Origin of the sequence: Aliagarivorans marinus DSM 23064, from assembly GCF_000429485.1 — a bacterium.
In the GTDB taxonomy this organism is placed as follows: Bacteria; Pseudomonadota; Gammaproteobacteria; order Enterobacterales; family Celerinatantimonadaceae; genus Aliagarivorans; species Aliagarivorans marinus.
The window spans coordinates 109,677-126,831 of the sequence record NZ_AUBY01000018.1; the positions used below are offsets into that span (position 1 = coordinate 109,677).

At 52.5% G+C, this 17,155-nt stretch carries 17 protein-coding genes; 9 read left to right on the forward strand and 8 right to left on the reverse strand.

Features of this window, described 5'->3' with window-relative positions:
- Nucleotides 1–24: 24 nt before the first annotated feature.
- On the forward strand, nucleotides 25–534 hold the full coding sequence (locus tag G461_RS0108770) for a GNAT family N-acetyltransferase (RefSeq protein ID WP_026971549.1): 510 nt from the start codon (nucleotides 25–27) through the stop codon (nucleotides 532–534).
- Between the two features lie 43 nt (nucleotides 535–577).
- Nucleotides 578–973 carry an 8-oxo-dGTP diphosphatase MutT gene (mutT, locus tag G461_RS0108775; protein WP_026971550.1) on the forward strand — a complete coding sequence of 132 codons (396 nt, stop codon included), beginning with the start codon at nucleotides 578–580 and terminating at the stop codon, nucleotides 971–973.
- Nucleotides 974–1,015: 42 nt separating this feature from the next.
- On the opposite strand, the gene yacG is transcribed toward mutT, so the two are convergent.
- From yacG to nadC, 8 genes are all read right to left on the reverse strand, one after another.
- Entirely contained in the window at nucleotides 1,016–1,207 is a 192-nt protein-coding gene (gene yacG / locus G461_RS0108780) for a DNA gyrase inhibitor YacG (protein WP_026957919.1), read from the reverse strand.
- The gene (gene zapD, locus G461_RS0108785; RefSeq protein WP_035479842.1) at nucleotides 1,204–1,947 is read right to left on the reverse strand and encodes a cell division protein ZapD; all 744 of its coding nucleotides are present in this window, start codon (nucleotides 1,945–1,947) and stop codon (nucleotides 1,204–1,206) included. The genes yacG and zapD overlap by 4 nt, the downstream gene beginning before the upstream one ends.
- A gap of 58 nt (nucleotides 1,948–2,005) precedes the next feature.
- Nucleotides 2,006–2,611: a dephospho-CoA kinase gene (gene coaE, locus G461_RS0108790; protein WP_026971552.1), complete on the reverse strand. Its 606-nt coding sequence runs from the start codon at nucleotides 2,609–2,611 to the stop codon at nucleotides 2,006–2,008.
- Nucleotides 2,608–3,498, reverse strand: a complete 891-nt coding sequence (locus G461_RS0108795) for a prepilin peptidase (protein WP_026971553.1) — start codon at nucleotides 3,496–3,498, stop codon at nucleotides 2,608–2,610. The genes coaE and G461_RS0108795 overlap by 4 nt, the downstream gene beginning before the upstream one ends.
- Before the next feature lie 18 nt (nucleotides 3,499–3,516).
- Nucleotides 3,517–4,761 (reverse strand): type II secretion system F family protein, encoded by a 1,245-nt coding sequence (locus G461_RS0108800; protein WP_051333461.1) that lies wholly within the window; start codon nucleotides 4,759–4,761, stop codon nucleotides 3,517–3,519.
- A gap of 46 nt (nucleotides 4,762–4,807) precedes the next feature.
- Nucleotides 4,808–6,511 (reverse strand): type IV-A pilus assembly ATPase PilB, encoded by a 1,704-nt coding sequence (gene pilB / locus G461_RS0108805; RefSeq protein WP_026971555.1) that lies wholly within the window; start codon nucleotides 6,509–6,511, stop codon nucleotides 4,808–4,810.
- A gap of 3 nt (nucleotides 6,512–6,514) precedes the next feature.
- A complete protein-coding gene (locus G461_RS0108810) occupies nucleotides 6,515–6,988 on the reverse strand; it encodes a pilin (RefSeq protein WP_035479845.1) in 474 nt (157 codons plus the stop codon).
- A gap of 254 nt (nucleotides 6,989–7,242) precedes the next feature.
- Nucleotides 7,243–8,082, reverse strand: a complete 840-nt coding sequence (gene nadC / locus G461_RS0108815; protein ID WP_026957912.1) for a carboxylating nicotinate-nucleotide diphosphorylase — start codon at nucleotides 8,080–8,082, stop codon at nucleotides 7,243–7,245.
- A gap of 224 nt (nucleotides 8,083–8,306) precedes the next feature.
- On the opposite strand from nadC, the gene ampD reads away from it, so the two are divergent.
- The 7 genes from ampD to tnpA form a co-directional block, all read left to right on the forward strand.
- Nucleotides 8,307–8,870, forward strand: a complete 564-nt coding sequence (gene ampD, locus G461_RS0108820) for a 1,6-anhydro-N-acetylmuramyl-L-alanine amidase AmpD (protein WP_026971557.1) — start codon at nucleotides 8,307–8,309, stop codon at nucleotides 8,868–8,870.
- Nucleotides 8,871–8,936: 66 nt separating this feature from the next.
- Nucleotides 8,937–9,788, forward strand: coding sequence for a beta-lactamase regulator AmpE (gene ampE, locus G461_RS0108825; RefSeq protein ID WP_026971558.1), 852 nt, complete (start codon nucleotides 8,937–8,939; stop codon nucleotides 9,786–9,788).
- Between the two features lie 372 nt (nucleotides 9,789–10,160).
- Nucleotides 10,161–10,925 carry a pyruvate dehydrogenase complex transcriptional repressor PdhR gene (gene pdhR, locus G461_RS0108830; protein WP_026971559.1) on the forward strand — a complete coding sequence of 255 codons (765 nt, stop codon included), beginning with the start codon at nucleotides 10,161–10,163 and terminating at the stop codon, nucleotides 10,923–10,925.
- A gap of 60 nt (nucleotides 10,926–10,985) precedes the next feature.
- Nucleotides 10,986–13,643: a pyruvate dehydrogenase (acetyl-transferring), homodimeric type gene (gene aceE / locus G461_RS0108835; protein WP_026971560.1), complete on the forward strand. Its 2,658-nt coding sequence runs from the start codon at nucleotides 10,986–10,988 to the stop codon at nucleotides 13,641–13,643.
- Nucleotides 13,644–13,655: 12 nt separating this feature from the next.
- On the forward strand, nucleotides 13,656–15,224 hold the full coding sequence (gene aceF / locus G461_RS23780) for a pyruvate dehydrogenase complex dihydrolipoyllysine-residue acetyltransferase (RefSeq protein ID WP_035479849.1): 1,569 nt from the start codon (nucleotides 13,656–13,658) through the stop codon (nucleotides 15,222–15,224).
- Between the two features lie 122 nt (nucleotides 15,225–15,346).
- The gene (gene lpdA / locus G461_RS0108845) at nucleotides 15,347–16,774 is read left to right on the forward strand and encodes a dihydrolipoyl dehydrogenase (RefSeq protein ID WP_026971561.1); all 1,428 of its coding nucleotides are present in this window, start codon (nucleotides 15,347–15,349) and stop codon (nucleotides 16,772–16,774) included.
- A gap of 170 nt (nucleotides 16,775–16,944) precedes the next feature.
- Nucleotides 16,945–17,155, forward strand: a 211-nt coding sequence (gene tnpA, locus G461_RS25850) for an IS200/IS605 family transposase (RefSeq protein WP_026971562.1), incomplete at its 3' end; no start/stop codon positions are given.

Here is a 17,155-nt window from a genome sequence, read left to right on the forward strand (position 1 = left end):
GTGAGAAGTAGCAAGGAGTCAGCTATGGACCAGATACTAGATGCTGAAGGGCTAAGCGAGATTGCGCCCAGTGTGGAGGCATTTTTGCAGCAAACCTTCGGTGAGCCCTTGGCCCTTGATATCAATCCTGAGCTGCTTTGCGCAGCGGTATTGCGAGAGCAAGCGCAGCTAGTTGGCTTCGGCTTAGCCTATCTGCGGGAGGTGCAACAGGGCGATAGTGTGTTTAGCGCAGGCATTATCGGCTCCATCGCAGTTGCGCCAGCACAGCGCAAGCGGGGTTACAGTAAAAAGCTGATGGATGCACTTGAGCAGCAGCTATGCGCAGCGGGTGCAGACAGTGCATTCCTGTTTGCCTATCAACCGGCAATATACCACTCCAGTGGCTTTGAGGCACTCGAGATTCCGATCCGCTTTTTTGATAAGCAATCCGGCGCGCTGCAGCAGTTTGTCTATCGCGGCGGCATGGTTAAGCTGTACTCAAGTTGTTTCTCTCTAAGCACTGAAACCATTGAGTTTAACGGATGTGTTTATTAGCCTGTCGGTGGCGAACGTTAGAGCGTAAATATAAGGATAAGAGATGAAAACTGTGAATGTTGCCGTTGGCGTGATTGTTCAGCAACAACAGATATTGTTGAGTAAACGCCATGCCTCACAGCACCAAGGGGGCCTATGGGAGTTTCCCGGCGGCAAGATTGAGCCTAATGAGACAGTGCTAGAGGCGATGCAGCGCGAGTTACATGAAGAGTTGGGCATCGATATTGACGCTGGGCAGGCTAGCCATCTAATCGATATCTCCCATGACTATGGCGACAAGCAAGTATGCCTGCAGGTCTATGTCATTCCGGCGTTTACTGGCAAGCCCGAAGGGCGAGAAGGGCAGCCTCTGCGTTGGGTGGCAAAGGCTGAGTTACTAACGCTGGCGTTCCCCGAAGCGAATCAGACAATTGTTGAGCTGTTACAAGAGGCTCTATAACACTGGCTCGATACAGAAGATAAGCCGCCTGCTTGTAAAAGCTTAGAACTCCCAGCTATCGGGCTTGTCTTCGTCTTCTTGAATCGGCTGGCCGGGAATATGTTTCTCTTCGTTGGCCCACTCACCCAAATCGATCAGTTTACAGCGCTCGCTACAGAAAGGGCGGAACTGGCTTTGTGGCTCCCAGACAACTTCAGCGTTGCAGGTCGGGCAATTTACTACGGTCTTACTCATTCACTTATCTTGCAGCAGTAGAGTCGGCAAGGAATATCGCCAGGCTCTTGGTTATTGGTGGGTAGGAATTTTATCGCGAAGCGGTGTTTGTGACCACTCACGGTTGGGTAGGCCGCTACTTCATCAGGGACTTCGATACGCAACAGGCAGCAGTTTTCGGCTACACCTTGGTAGAAGCCGCCTGCGGCAATCACATCGCTACTGTGGCTCTGCTGGCGAATAATCAGCATGATCTGGTTAATCGCCTGCAACAGCGGTTGATAGGGAGCAATCCAGCCCTCTACCGAGCTCATAAAGGTTTGCTGAGGTTGGCTTAGCCACCAATGCAGCTGCGGAAGGTCAAAATCACAGTGGCCGCCGGGCAGGTTGATGCGTTGGCGCACGCTGTTGAGCAGGCGATCTTCTTTGAGGTGATCATTGATGCGAGCAATCTTATGGATCTGTTGGCTTAGCGCGGTGAGCTCGGCCTGAAGTTGCTCAATCTTGCTGGTATCGACGCCGGGCTGCTCTGCCCAGCGCTGAAGTTGCTGGCCATACTTGGTGAAGTCTTTCAGCAGATCGCTGCGCCAATCACAGCGCTCGAGTACCTCGGCGAGATCGAACAATACCTTGAAAAACACCTGCTGGTGCATGTCGCCCTGCAACGAGCTGGCCTTTAACAGGCTGTTGAACAGGTGCTCCAACCGTAAGTAGTTGCGGGTTTTTTCATTCAGTGGATGTTCGTATGTCAGCGTACCCATAGGCCCCAAGTCTTTGCTCAACTTCTAAGCGTTAATGTGAAGTAGTGTAACGACTGAGTCAAATTCTGTCATGGGCTTTTGCCAGCTCTAAGTAGCGCTGATGGAGAGCTAGCGCTTGTTTCTGCAAGTGTTCGAGGTCTTGGTCATTGCAAATAACATCGTCGGCCTTGGCGACGCGCTGCTCTCGTGGGAGTTGCGCAGCGACAATTTGCTCGATTTGCTCACGGCTGTTGTTGTCTCTGGCGGCGCCGCGGTTAAGCTGTGCGTCGACGGGCGCATCGATAACTAATACCCGGTCAACCATGCTCTCCAATCCGTTCTCTAGTAGCAGCGGGGCTACCAGTAACTTGTAGGGTCCCTGTGCATCATCCAATTGCTTGCGAATAGTTTTGCGGATGAGCGGATGAAGTAGCGCTTCGAGCCACTGTTTTTCTTGGTGATTGTTAAAGATTCGCTGGCGCAGTGCGGCTCTATCCAAGCTGCCATCTGCCTGTAGCAGTTCGTGGCCAAAGTGCTGCGCGATCGATGCGAGTGCCGATTGGCCCGGCTCGACCACCTGGCGCGCCACGACATCCGCATCCACCACTGGAACGCCCTGCTCAGCTAAGTAATCTGAAACCGCGGTTTTACCACTGGCGATGCCTCCGGTCAGGCCGACAATCATAGCAGCGCTCCCAGATACCACTGGTAGAGCTCGGGGCCGACATAGAGATAGCATAAGCCGCCCATCGCCAAGTAAGGCCCAAAGGGCATCGGCTGTCCTTGCTGTTGGCGGCGGGTCACCAGCAAAACAATGCCCAGTACCGCACCGCTTAGCGAGGACAGCAGTACGACCAGCGGTAAGGCTTGCCAACCAAACCACGCTCCAATCAAGGCCAAGAGCTTAAAGTCGCCATAGCCCATTCCTTCTTTACCGGTGAGCAGCTTAAATGCCCAGAAGATTGACCATAGAAACAGATAGCCAGCAGCCGCGCCAATGATCGCATCGATGGGGGAGGCGAACAGGCTTTGCGTGGCTAGCAGCAAGCCCAGCCACATACCTGGCAGCGTTAGTTGGTCCGGGAGCAGCATGGTATCGAAATCAATCAATGCCAGAGTGAGCATCAGCCAGCTAAACAGGCTGGCGAACACAAAGCTGGTGGTAAAGCCAAACACCGACCAGCATGCCAAGCACAGCAGTGCGCTTGCTATCTCTACCAGCGGATAGCGAATGCTGATCTTGGTTTTGCAGTTCGCGCACTTGCCAGCGAGCAGCAGCCAACTGATCACCGGGATGTTTTGCCAGGCACGGATAAGGCTATTACATTCAGGGCAACGAGAGCGGGGTACCATAAGATTAAACGGGGCGGGTTGCTCGCTAGCACTTGGCGAAGCAGGCTCGCTGCTATCGTCTTGCTGGGCCAAATAATCGTCGCACTCAGCTTGCCACTGGCGCTCCATCATCAGCGGTAGGCGGTGAATCACCACGTTTAGGAAGGAACCCACGCATAGCGAAAACACCAAGCAGAAGGCCAAGGCAAGCATGGGGAAGTAGGTAATTAAGTCAGTCATTACAGCGAAATCAGTGTTCTAGCCAACAACGGTGCCCAAGGTAAAGATGGGCAGGTACATGGCGACCACCATACCACCAACCAGCACCCCGAGCACCACCATTATTAATGGCTCTATCAAGCTGGTGAGTCCGTCGACCGCATCGTCCACTTGCTGTTCATAGATATTGGCGACCTTGTCGAGCATACCATCGAGCGAGCCGGACTCTTCACCAATCATTACCATCTGGGTCACCATATCTGGGAACAGATTTACGGTGCGCATGGCAACGTTCATCTGCATGCCGCTGGTGACCTCGCTGCGGATCGACATGATGGCTTGGCGATAGACCACGTTGCCGGAGGCGCCAGCTGCAGCCACGAGTGCATCAATAAGGGGAATACCCGCTGCAAACGTGGTCGACAAGGTTCTGGCAAAGCGGGCCATAGCAGCCTTATGCAAAATGGGGCTGATAATGGGAATTCTAAGTACCGCTCGGTCTGTGGCATCGCGCACTTTTTGCGAGCGCTTGAGGCCTTGCATATAAGACCAGATAGCAAATCCAGCGATCCCAAAAATCAGCCACCAAGCTTTTTGCATAAAGCGAGATATCCCAATGACCATCTGGGTAAATGCGGGTAACTCCGCACCGAAGCCGGCAAAGATATCCTCGAACTGGGGGATCACAAATAGCAGCAAGATGGATGTGACCACAATGGCGACAATGATCACTGCAGTCGGGTAGAACATGGCCTTTTTAATCTTAGATTTGAGGGCTTCGGCTTTTTCTTTGTAAGACGCAATGCGGTCATAGATCGTTTCCAAAGCGCCACTTTGCTCGCCCGCTTCCACCAGATCGCAATACAGGTCGTCAAAGAAGTGAGGATGCTTTCGCAGGCTCTCACTTAAAGCTGTGCCGGTTTCCACTTCACCGGCTACTTCGCCCATTAATCTACGTAGCGAGGGTTTTTCTGCGCTTTTAGAGATGATCCCAAGGCTTTGCACCAGTGGTACACCGGCAGTGAGCATGGTGGCAATTTGGCGCGAGATCACCGAGATATCCATGGCGTTCACTTTGTCTTGCAAGCGTGCCAGAAAGCTCTCTGACTTCTTGCTGACCTTGGTGATGTTCACACCCTGCTTGCGCATCTCCGCTTTGACTTGGATTGTGCTTTCCGCCTGCATCTCGCCGCTGACTTTACTGCCCTTGCGGTTAATGCCATGCCATTGGTAAGTGCTGATGTTTTTGATGGTTTTGGCTTTTGCAGTCCTTGCCTTGGCCATAAGCATCCTTCTCAGAGTGGGGCGGCTTTACGTCGCCGGATGAATACTAGATAGAGGTGACGCGCTCTACTTCTGCCAGACTGGTCACCCCATTGCGGGCTTTTTCCAGTGCCGACATGCGTAAGTTGTACATGCCTTCTGTCTCGGCCTGAGCGGCAATTTGTAGTGAGTTGCCTTGTTCCATAATTAATCGTGCGATATCTCCACTCATCGGCATCACTTCATAGATACCAACGCGGCCTTTGTAGCCGCTGGTGCAGTGCTCGCAGCCGACGGGCTCATAGACGCTGATCCCTGCATCGATTTGCTGCTGATTAAAGCCCAGCTCTTGGTAGTGCTCAGCTGCTATGTCTGCAGGCTTTTTGCAGTGTTCACATAAACGCCGAGCCAAGCGCTGGGCGATAATCAAGCTGACAGAAGAGGCAATATTGAAGGCCGGCACACCCATATTGAGCAAGCGAGTTAGCGTTTCAGCGGCCGAATTGGTATGTAGTGTCGATAGCACCAAGTGACCGGTCTGTGCGGCTTTAATGGCGATCTCGGCAGTTTCCAAGTCTCGAATCTCACCGACCATTACCACATCGGGATCTTGACGTAAAAAAGCGCGCAGGGCGCTGGCAAAGGTGAGCCCAGCACGGTTGTTGATATGAACTTGGTTGATACCGGGGAGGTTAATCTCTACTGGATCTTCAGCAGTGGAAATATTCACTTCATCGGTATTAAGAATATTTAGCCCGGTATACAGGGATACGGTCTTACCAGAGCCGGTGGGACCGGTAACCAAGATCATCCCTTGTGGGCGGCTCAGCGCCTTGAGATATAGCTGCTTTTGCTTCTCTTCGTAGCCAAGCACATCGATATTGAGCTTGGCGGCGGATGAGTCGAGGATCCGCAATACGATCTTTTCGCCCCACATGGTGGGCAGGGAGTTTACCCGCATATCGATGGCTTTGTTGTGGCCGGTTTTTATCTTAATGCGACCATCCTGCGGCAGCCTGCGTTCGGCAATATCCATCTTGGCCATCACTTTTAGACGTGCCGAAAAGCGGTTGGCGAGATTAACTGGTGGGGCTGCTATCTCGTGAAGTATTCCATCGATGCGAAAACGGATACGAAAACGGTGCTCGTAAGGCTCAAAGTGCAAGTCCGATGCCCCCCGGCGGATTGCATCCATCAAAATCTTGTTGATATACACCACGATGGGGGTGTCATCTTCCCGGCTTTGTTCTTCATCGAGGCGCGACTCTTGCTCGCTAACCTCTAAATCAGAGATATCGGCATCGCTAATATCATCAAGGCTAAGGTTGCTGCTATCGTCGACTAGATGGTTGATTGCTTTAGCGAGTTTATGCTCTTCGACCAACAAGGCCTCGACATGCAAGCTAAAGCTAAAGCCAAAGTCTTCCAGCGCTGTAACATTGCTGGGGTCAGACATGGCGACATAGAGCGTGTTTTGCCGATTGTAGACCGGGAGCGCATGGTGTTTGAGAATTAGTGAGCGATTAAGGTATTTCTCAGGAATCGCCCCTAGCTCAACCCCATCTAAATCTAGTAGCGGTAGACCGAACTGGACCTCGCAAAACTGTGCCAGCTCTTCCCCTGTTAGGGTTTCACTCTCAACCAGTAAGGAGACAAAAGGTCGGTTTTCTTGCTTTGCACGAGAAGCCAGCTCATGGAGCCGGCTTTGTTTATCGGGAAAAGCGGTGGCCAAGCTAGGTGCTAGACCACCTTGGAGGGTACTGCTGGGCATTTATTAGCAAACGCCGTTAGTTAAGCAGGTTCCACCCTTAGTCCAAGTAACTTGGCTGCTTGTTGAGTCAATAGCTGCTTGAAGTGTGTAAGTATAACCACCTAGGTCAGCATGTGCAGTTGCGGTAATCAACCCCGCAGCTGTCATCGCGACAGTTGCAACTTTGCTTGTATCAAAGTTGCCTGATACCGCGTTTGTCGCAGCTGTATGGCAGGCAACTGAACCAGTACCAGTGCCGCCGGCTAAAGCTAAAGTTGTTAGGCTGTTTCCTTGAACACAGACCTCATAAGCAGTTTTTGCTGGGCCTGTAGCCGATACAACCTCAGAGAATTTGGCTCGCTGGGTATACGTTTGATAAGCCGGCAACGCCACAGCAGCCAAAATAGCCACAATCGCTACCACGATCATCAACTCGATAAGTGTAAAACCAGCTTGTTTGTGTTGGGCCTTAGCAGTTAAGCGGTGTAGTGATTTCATTATTTCATCCTTGTATACAGCGTTAGTGTTTATTTACCTGTGGCGGCCGAAGCCAAAGAAGCACAGCGCTAAGCAACTACTTAACGTAACTCTCGGGCATCCGTGCCACTACGATGCTTTTAGTAAGTAAAGCATACGTTTCTAATTAGTATAGTTTTTCGGATTTTGAGGCAAACTTTGTGTGAAAGTTGTGAGCTGTATGGAAGGATGGCTGTACAAAAAACTGTACAGCCATAATTGATGATTTTAAGAGTTTACAACTCGAATCGCATAGATAGGTCTACGGCTTGCACGTGCTTGGTCAGCGCGCCCACTGAGATAAAGTCGACACCGGTTTGAGCAAAGCGGCCGATGGTGTCCAGACTAACGTTACCAGACACTTCTAGCTCGGCGCGGCCTTGGTTGAGCTCTACCGCTTCGCGCATCATCGCTTCGTTAAAATTATCCAGCATGATGCGATCGGCACCGGCTTCCAGCGCTTGCTGGAACTCATCGAGGCTCTCGGTTTCCACTTCTACGGTTTTACCCGGCGCGATCTTTTGCGCATTAGCCACCGCTTGGGCGATACCGCCGCAGGCCATAATGTGGTTCTCTTTAATCAAGAAGGCATCGAACAGACCAAAACGGTGGTTAGTACCGCCGCCGCAGGTTACTGCGTACTTTGAGGCAAAGCGCAGGCCTGGTAGCGTCTTACGGGTATCGAGCAGGCGACATTGAGTGCCTTTAAGGCGCTCCATATAGGCATCCACAGTGGTGGCGATGCCGGACAGGGTCTGAATAAAGTTCAGGGCGGTTCGCTCGCCAGTCAGTAGTGCGCGAGACGGGCCTTCCAGTCGGCAAAGCGTTTGATTGATTTCGACTCGCTCGCCATCTTCGACCAGCCACTCGATGGTGACCTCTTCTCCGAGCTGACGAAATACTTCGTCGGCAAACGGGCGGCCACAAAAGATAGCCGGTTCGCGGCTAATCACTTTTGCCTGGCTGCGTTGCTCAGCAGGGATGAGGTTGGCGGTGATATCGTTGTTCGCGTCGAGTCCTTGAAGGTCCTCTTCCAGAGCGGCGCTTACGTTGGCGCGCAATTGTTCTATCTGCATGCTGGTTTCTCAGTTGAGATAAGGGTTGAGGGGCTACGATCCCATCCGGGTCTAGTTCTATTCAGGCGGTTTATAATCATGCTGATACTTGTGCGCCCGAGGCGTTATTTTATCTGACTTCGCCGCGTTATGGTATCGCTGCTTCTCGCCGCTTGCTGTTTGTGGAGGGCAACGATAGCATCGGAGTTAATCCTCGAAAGCCAGCAACGAAACCTCGTTAGACGATGACTCAGAAACTACCTTCAGAACAGCCCGAACAACGACTTGCCGAAGCGCTGTGGACGCCGTCCCCCCATTTCGATGATCGTCCCGACCCCTCGGATATCTCGTTGGTGGTGATCCACTGTATTAGCTTGCCCGAAGGGCAGTTTGGCGGGCCGCAAGTCACCGATTTGTTTCAGGGCTGTCTAGACTGCCAAAGCCATCCTAATTTTGAAGAGCTGGAAGGCTTGCGGGTATCTGCGCATTTGTTTATCGACCGCGAAGGGCAGTTGCAGCAGTTTGTCGAGCTGGACAAGCGCGCCTGGCATGCTGGTGTGTCTAGTTTTGAAGGGCGTGAGCGTTGCAACGATTTCTCCATCGGCATCGAGTTGGAGGGGACCGACCACAGCCCGTTTACTGACGTCCAGTACCAACGCTTAGCCGAGGTTTGCCAGAGTTTGCTGGCGCGTTATCCCAACTTAAGTAAATCGCGAATAGTGGGCCACAGCGACATCGCGCCTGGGAGAAAGACCGATCCCGGTCGAGAATTTGATTGGTCGCGGCTACTCAGCCAGTTAAGTAAGTAGACGCTGACACTTAGCTCTCGCTAGACTAAGCAGAACAATGCCTTACAGCGCAAAATAGGAATTTCAATGTCGCTGCTGTCTCTTTTGCTCGCACTCAGCTTAGAGCGGATCCGCCACTCGGGAACCCACTGGTTGTGGCAGGCCAGTTATCATCAGTTGATTAAACGTCTGCAGAATCAGTCTTGGCCGCTTCAGGCACTGTTGGGGATTGCCTTACCCGTTGCCTTGGTGGTTGCGCTGCAACTGTTTTTGCAAGGGCGCTACTGGGGGCTCGGGTCGTTGCTGCTGTGGGTGGCTGTTCCTTTCTTAACCCTTGGCTGCCCCCCGTTGCAATGCTCCTACCGCGACTATTTAAGGGCTGCTGCCGATGGCGATCAACAAGCCTGTGAGCACTTCAATCAGACCCTGCTACAAGGTATGCATGAACACCACCGCGTGGACAGCGGCGAGCGCTTGGCTGTGACAACCGGTACTCAGTTGGTGTGGCTCAACTATCGCTACTACTTTGCTATCTTGTTTTTCTTCGTGTTGCTTGGTCCTGCTGGTGCGGTGTTCTATGCCTGCTGCCGGGAGCTACATTGCTACAACTATCGGCTTCAGCCAGAACATGATGCCGCTTGGATCCATCGTTTGATGCACTTGGTTGATTGGCTGCCCAGTCGCTTAGCGGGTTTGAGCTATATATTGGTGGGTAACGCGGCCAGCGCCGCAGTGCCTTGGCTGAGTGCCTTAAAAGATCGCCAGCATAGTAACGGCTATTGGTTGGCGAAGGTCGCTACCGCTGCCGAAGAGATCGATACCGAAGGCAGTAGCTTATGCGTAGAAACTACCACGCGTTATGTCAGTTTGGCTAAGCGCGGCATGCTGCTGGCGATTGCGATACTTTCGCTGATGACGATTACCGGCCAAGTGATTTAGGTTAGCACCGTCGCTGTAAATCTCTGTATACCCATCTCTTTTACTTTCGCCGCTTGTTGGTTTGAGCGGCGTAAACGCTAGGTCTATACCTTCCTCACTGCTCGTCCATTATCAGATTCCATTCGCTGTACCTCACTGGCCGTTTTGCGCAGTTGTTAATCGAGAGTTTAACATTTCAGTCTGTATCATCACTCAAAATGTGAAGATTTGGTGAAAATGGTCTTACCTGTCTGGTGATAAACCTATCAAATGAGGTAAAACCGCTGTCACATCTCGAATAAATTGATTTCAATCAATTTAGCTGGACTTTATGTTTACGGTTTGTTAGTTTTTTGCGGTGTAAATTGGTATTACCAATGTTAATGGAATTAAATGAACTACCAACGAGTTAAACCCGCCAAGCTTTCCGACGTCATCGTTGAACAGTTGGAAAGAATGATTCTGGAAGGCAGCCTGCCCCCGGGCGAGCGCCTGCCTGCAGAGCGTGAGTTAGCTAAGCAGTTTGATGTATCGCGCCCTTCGCTACGCGAAGCGATTCAAAAGCTGGAAGCCAAAGGCTTAGTGGTTCGACGCCAAGGGGGCGGCACTTTTGTGCAACACAAACTGCGCGACGGGTTAACCGATCCGCTGTTTGAATTGTTAGCCAAGCATGATGAGTCTCAACTCGATCTATTAGAGTTTCGTCATGCGGTTGAGGGAATTTCTGCTTACTACGCAGCGCTGCGCGGCACCGAAGGTGACCTCGAAAAGATTCAGCTTTGTTATACACGGGTTGAGTTAGCGCAGGAGCAAGGCGATAGCGCGGCGGAAGCCAAAGCGGTTGTGGCGCTCTATGAGGTGATTGCGGAAGCGTCGCATAACTTAGTGCTGTTTCACCTTATCCGCGGTTTAGCTCCGCTGCTGGAAGCCAACGTTCTGAGTAACTTTGAGTTGCTGTATCGACGCCCTAGCGTAACCAGCAAGATCCGTCAGCATCGCAGTACGATGTTAAAAGCCATCCTCGATGGCCAACCGGATCAAGCCCGCGAAGCTTCCCATCAACACTTGGCATTTATTGAAGAAACCTTATTGGAAATTGAACGCGAGGAGAGCCGGGTTGAGCGCTCGAATCGACGTTTACGGCAACTGAAAATCTAACACGGACAACCCGGTTCGGGATTGTGGGAACACTGTTAATCTAACACTAAGGAAACAGTCATGTCAGACACGCTGAAGCATGATGTAGATTCACTGGAAACCAGCGAATGGATCGAAGCCATTGAATCTGTTATTCGCGAGGACGGAATTGAACGCGCTCAGTTCTTGATGGAGCAAGTGCTGGCCGGCGCTAAGCTACAAGGCTTGGGTCCGGTGGGCGGCGCTATTACCACGGATTACATCAACACCATCAATGTAGAAGATCAGCCAGACTACCCAGGGGATCTGGATATTGAGCGTCGCATTCGCTCTATCATCCGCTGGAATGCCATCATGATTGTGCTGCGCGCTTCTAAAAAAGACTTGGAGTTGGGCGGCCACATGGCGTCGTTCCAGTCTTCAGCGGCATTCTACGAGACCTGTTTCAACCACTTCTTCCGCGCGCCGAACGAAAAAGACGGCGGCGACTTGGTTTACTACCAAGGCCATATCTCTCCAGGTATCTATGCTCGCGCCTTTGTTGAAGGTCGCTTGAGCGAAGACCAGCTGGATAACTTCCGCCAAGAAGTGGACGGCAAAGGCCTAAGCTCTTACCCACACCCGAAACTGATGCCTGAGTTCTGGCAATTCCCAACCGTATCGATGGGTTTGGGCCCTATCTCGGCTATCTACCAAGCGCGTTTCCTTAAGTACCTGAATGGTCGTGGCCTGAAAGACACCACCGAGCAACGTGTTTACGCCTTCTTGGGTGACGGTGAGATGGACGAGCCAGAATCACGCGGCGCGATCTCCTTCGCCGCTCGCGAGAAGCTCAACAACCTGTGCTTTGTGATTAACTGTAACCTGCAGCGCTTAGACGGCCCGGTAATGGGTAACGGCAAGATCATCCAAGAGCTGGAAGGTCTGTTCAAAGGTGCTGGCTGGAACGTGGTTAAGCTTATCTGGGGTAGCGAGTGGGATAGCCTGCTGGAGAAAGACAGCTCAGGCAAACTGTTGCAACTGATGAACGAAACCGTGGACGGCGACTACCAGACCTTTAAGTCGAAGTACGGCGCTTACGTGCGCGAGCACTTCTTCGGTAAGTACAGCGAAACTGCTGAGCTGGTAAAAGACATGAGCGATGACGAGATCTTCGCCCTGCGCCGCGGTGGTCATGATCCGGTTAAACTGTTCGCCGCCTTTGACAACGCCCGCAAGTGCGGCGACAAGCCTACCGTTATCCTGGCCAAAACCGTAAAAGGTTACGGCATGGGTGAAGCGGCTGAAGGTAAGAACATCGCTCACCAGGTGAAGAAGATGGACATGACCCACGTACAGCACGTGCGTGACCGTCTGAAAGTCGCGGTAAGCGATGAAGACTTGCCAAGCCTGCCGTACCTGACGCTGGAAGAAGGCAGCGAAGAATACGAGTACCTGCATGCCCGCCGTAAAGAGTTGAAAGGCTACACGCCGCAGCGTCTGCCTAACTTCACCGGTGAGCTGACTATTCCTGAGTTGGGTGCCTTTGATGCTTTGCTGGGCGAGCAGAAGCGTGAGATCTCCACCACCATGGCCTATGTGCGCGCTCTGAACGTGATGCTCAAAGACAAGTCCATTGGTAAGAATATCGTGCCGATTATTGCCGACGAAGCACGTACCTTCGGTATGGAAGGTCTGTTCCGTCAGATTGGTATCTACAACCCACACGGTCAGATCTACACCCCGCAAGACCGTGAGCAAGTGTCTTACTACAAAGAAGACACCAGCGGTCAGGTACTGCAAGAAGGGATCAACGAGCTGGGCGCGATGAGCTCATGGGTAGCTGCCGCCACCTCGTACAGCACCAACGATGTGCCGATGATTCCGTTCTACATCTACTACTCTATGTTCGGTTTCCAACGTGTTGGCGACATGTGCTGGATGGCCGGTGACCAACAAGCCCGCGGCTTCCTGCTGGGCGCAACGGCTGGCCGCACCACCCTAAACGGTGAAGGTCTGCAGCACGAAGATGGCCACAGCTTGATTCTGGCTAACACCATTCCGAACTGTATCTCTTACGACCCAAGCTTCGCCTTCGAAGTTGCCGTAATTCTGCAAGACGGCCTGAAGCGCATGTATGGCGAACAAGAGAACGTGTACTACTACCTGACCTTGATGAACGAGAACTATCACCAGCCTGCGATGCCGGAAGGTGCTGAAGAGGGAATCCGCAAGGGTATCTACAAGTTCAAGTCTACTAAGGGCAGCAAAGCAGAGGTTCAACTGTTGGGCTCTGGCACCATCATGCAGCAAGTGCTGCAAGCGGCTCAGGTGCTGAGCGACGAGTACGACATCGGCTCTGATATCTTCAGTGTGACCTCGTTCAATGAGCTGACCCGTGATGGCCAAACCGCTGATCGCTTCAACATGCTAAACCCGACCGCTGAAGCCCAAGTGCCCTATATCACCAGCGTACTGAGCGACAAGCCGACCATTGCGGCTACCGACTACATGAAGCTCTACGCTGAGCAGGTTCGCGCTTATGTACCGGGTGCTTACCGCGTCCTGGGTACCGATGGCTTCGGCCGCAGTGACAGCCGCGAGAACTTGCGTCGTCACTTCGAGGTGAACAGCGATTACATCGTGGTGGCTACTCTGACTGAGCTGGCAGCCAAAGGTGAGATTGACAAGAAAGTGGTGGTGGACGCCATCGCCAAATACGGTATTGACGCCGACAAACTTAACCCACTTTATGCGTAAGGACAGCAAGCAATGACTATTGAAATCAAAGTCCCTGATATTGGCGCCGATGCGGTAGAAGTTACCGAAATCCTGGTTCAGGTTGGCGATACTGTTGAAGTTGAGCAGAGCCTTATCTCGGTTGAAGGCGACAAGGCGGCGATGGAAGTTCCTGCCAGTGCCGCTGGTGTGGTCAAAGAGATCAAGGTTGCGGTGGGCGACCAAGTTGAAACCGATAGCCTGATTATGATCTTTGAAGCTGCTGGTGATGCGCCAGCAGCGGCTCCTGCCGAAGAAGCTGCGCCTGCCGCAGCCGCTGCGGTAGAGGTGTTGGAAGTGAGCGTGCCAGATATCGGTGATGACGAAGTAGAAGTCACCGAAGTGATGGTCGCACTGGGCGACCGGGTAGAGCTCGAGCAGAGTCTGATTTCGGTGGAAGGCGATAAAGCCGCCATGGAAGTACCTGCACCGTTTGCTGGCACCGTTACCGAAATCAAAGTCGCGGTAGGCGATAAGGTAAAAACTGGCTCCTTGATTATGGTGTTTGAAGTCAGTGGTGCACCTGCCGCCGCAGCTAGCGCCCCTGCTGAAGCGCCGAAGCCCGCGGCTGAACCGGCGCCTGCGCCAGCTCCAGCCGCTAAGCCAGCGGCAGAAGATGAAGGCGATCTAGGCGGCTTTGTCGAGAACAGTGCCTACATCCATGCCTCGCCAATGGTTCGCCGTTTGGCGCGCGAGTTTGGTATCGACCTGTCGAAGGTTGCCGCAAGTGGCCGTAAAGGACGCATCGTTAAAGAAGACGTACAGAACTACGTTAAACGTGCGGTACGTAAAGCGGAGTCGGGTGGCGGCGGTACTGGCCTGAACATCCCAGATTGGCCAAGTGTTGATCACGCCAAGTTCGGTGAGATTGAAGAGATCCCACTGTCGCGTATCCAGAAGATCTCTGGTCCTGCGCTACACCGTAACTGGGTACAGATCCCGCATGTGACTCAGTTCGATGAGACTGATATCACCGAGCTGGAAGCCTTCCGTAAAGAGCAGAACGTGATTGCCGCCAAACAAGAGCTTGGCTTCAAGATCACGCCGCTGGTATTTATGATGAAGGCCGTGGCCAAGACCTTGGAAGCTATGCCTAAGTTCAACTCGGCGCTATCCGACGATGGCAACAGCCTGATCCTGAAGAAGTACGTCAATATCGGTGTGGCAGTTGATACGCCAAACGGCTTGGTGGTTCCAGTAGTACGTGATGTGAACAAGAAAGGCATCTACGAGCTGTCGGAAGAGCTGACTGAGATCTCCAAGAAGGCGCGCTCTGGCAAGCTGACCGCCAGCGATATGCAGGGTGGCTGCTTTACCATCTCTAGCCTTGGCGGCATCGGTGGAACTCAGTTCACGCCAATCGTGAATGCACCAGAAGTGGCTATCTTGGGTGTGTCTCGCAGTGAGATGAAGCCGAAATGGAACGGCAGTGAGTTTGTTCCTAAGCTGATGTTGCCGCTGGCACTGTCTTACGATCACCGGGTGATCGACGGTGCTGATGGTGCGCGCTTTATTACCACGCTGAACGGCATTTTGAGTGATATCCGTCGCTTAGTGCTTTAGTGGGAAGTATGAGCTGGCCCCCGGGCTAGCTCTTCTTTTTTCCCAACATTAACCGTAAACTCGATTTAGCCGCTTACCGCTCTACACTCAAAAGCGGCAATCAACGATACCAAGAGGTCCACATGACAAAGGAAATTAAGACCCAGGTGGTAGTATTGGGCGCAGGCCCTGCGGGTTATTCTGCTGCATTCCGCGCTGCCGATTTAGGTTTGGAAACCGTAATTGTTGAACGTCACGTAACCCTAGGCGGGGTTTGCTTGAACGTTGGCTGTATCCCATCTAAAGCATTGCTACACGTTGCCAAGGTGATTGAAGAAGCCAAATCTCTGGCCGATCACGGCATCGTATTCGGCGAGCCACAAACTGACATCGATAAGATCCGTACCTGGAAAGAGAAGGTAGTCGGTAAGCTGACCGGCGGCCTGGAAGGTATGGCCAAGATGCGTAAGGTTCAGGTTGTCCAAGGCCTGGGTAAATTCACCGGCGCTAACAGCATGGAAGTGCAGGGCGACGACGGTGAAACCACCACCATCAACTTTGATAATGCGATTATTGCGGCGGGCTCGCGTCCGGTGCAGTTGCCGTTTATCCCGCATAACGACCCACGTGTTTGGGATTCCACCGATGCGCTGGAACTGCGTGAAGTACCAGAAAAACTGCTGGTTATCGGCGGCGGTATTATTGGCCTGGAAATGGGCACCGTATACAGCGCATTGGGCAGTAACATCGATGTGGTTGAGTTTGCTGACCAGCTGGTTCCTGCGGCCGACAAAGACATCGTTCGCACCTACACCAAGCGTGTTAAAAACAAGTTCAACATCATGCTGGAAACCAAGGTTACCGCAGTTGAAGCGAAGAAAGACGGTCTGTACGTAAGCTACGAAGGTAAGCAAGCGCCGCATGATCCTGTTCGCTACGATGCCGTGCTGGTGGCGGTAGGTCGAGTGCCAAATGGCCTGGGTCTGGATGCCGAGAAAGCCGGTGTTGAAGTGACTGAGCGCGGCTTTATTGAAGTCGATAAGCAACTGCAAACCAACGTGCCGCATATCTTTGCGATTGGCGATATCGTCGGTCAGCCAATGCTGGCCCACAAAGGTGTGCACGAAGGCCACGTTGCCGCTGAGGTAATCGCTGGCAAGAAACACTTCTTCGACCCGAAAGTGATCCCATCGATTGCTTACACCGAGCCAGAAATGGCCTGGGTGGGTCTGACCGAGAAGGAAGCCAAAGAGCAGGGCATCAACTACGAAGCCTCGGTATTCCCGTGGGCCGCATCTGGCCGTGCGATTGCATCTGACTGTGCTGACGGCATGACCAAGATGATCTTCGATAAAGAATCGGGTCGGGTTATCGGTGGCGCGGTTGTGGGTACTAATGGTGGTGAATTGCTGGGCGAGATTGGTCTGGCCATCGAGATGGGCTGTGATGCTGAAGATATCGCTTTGACCATCCATGCTCACCCAACCCTGCACGAGTCTGTGGGCCTGGCGGCTGAAGTCTTCGAAGGTAGCATTACTGACCTACCAAACGCTAAAGCGAAGAAAAAATAGCCAATAGCGCTAGCATTTCTTAGAGTAAAGGCAGCTTCGGCTGCCTTTTTGTTATCAGTATTAAACCACCTCCTATGGAGGTGGTGATCGTTCTTGTGGGCTTTGCCCGAAGAGCGCTCATGTTAGAAGGTTCAACCTGTTTGTAACCAGCAAATAGGAGAACAACTAACATGAGCAGATATGAATCCGCTTCACACGTATTCTATCGTTGTCAGTATCACATCGTCTGGACGCCAAAGTACAGATTCAAGCTCCTGAAGGGGAGCTTAGGCAAAGAGCGGCATAGAGGGATCTACATCTACAGCTCAATGAAGAAATGCAAAATCGTTGAGCTAAATGTTCAAATTGACCATGTCCATTTGATTGTCAGGATGCCCCCGA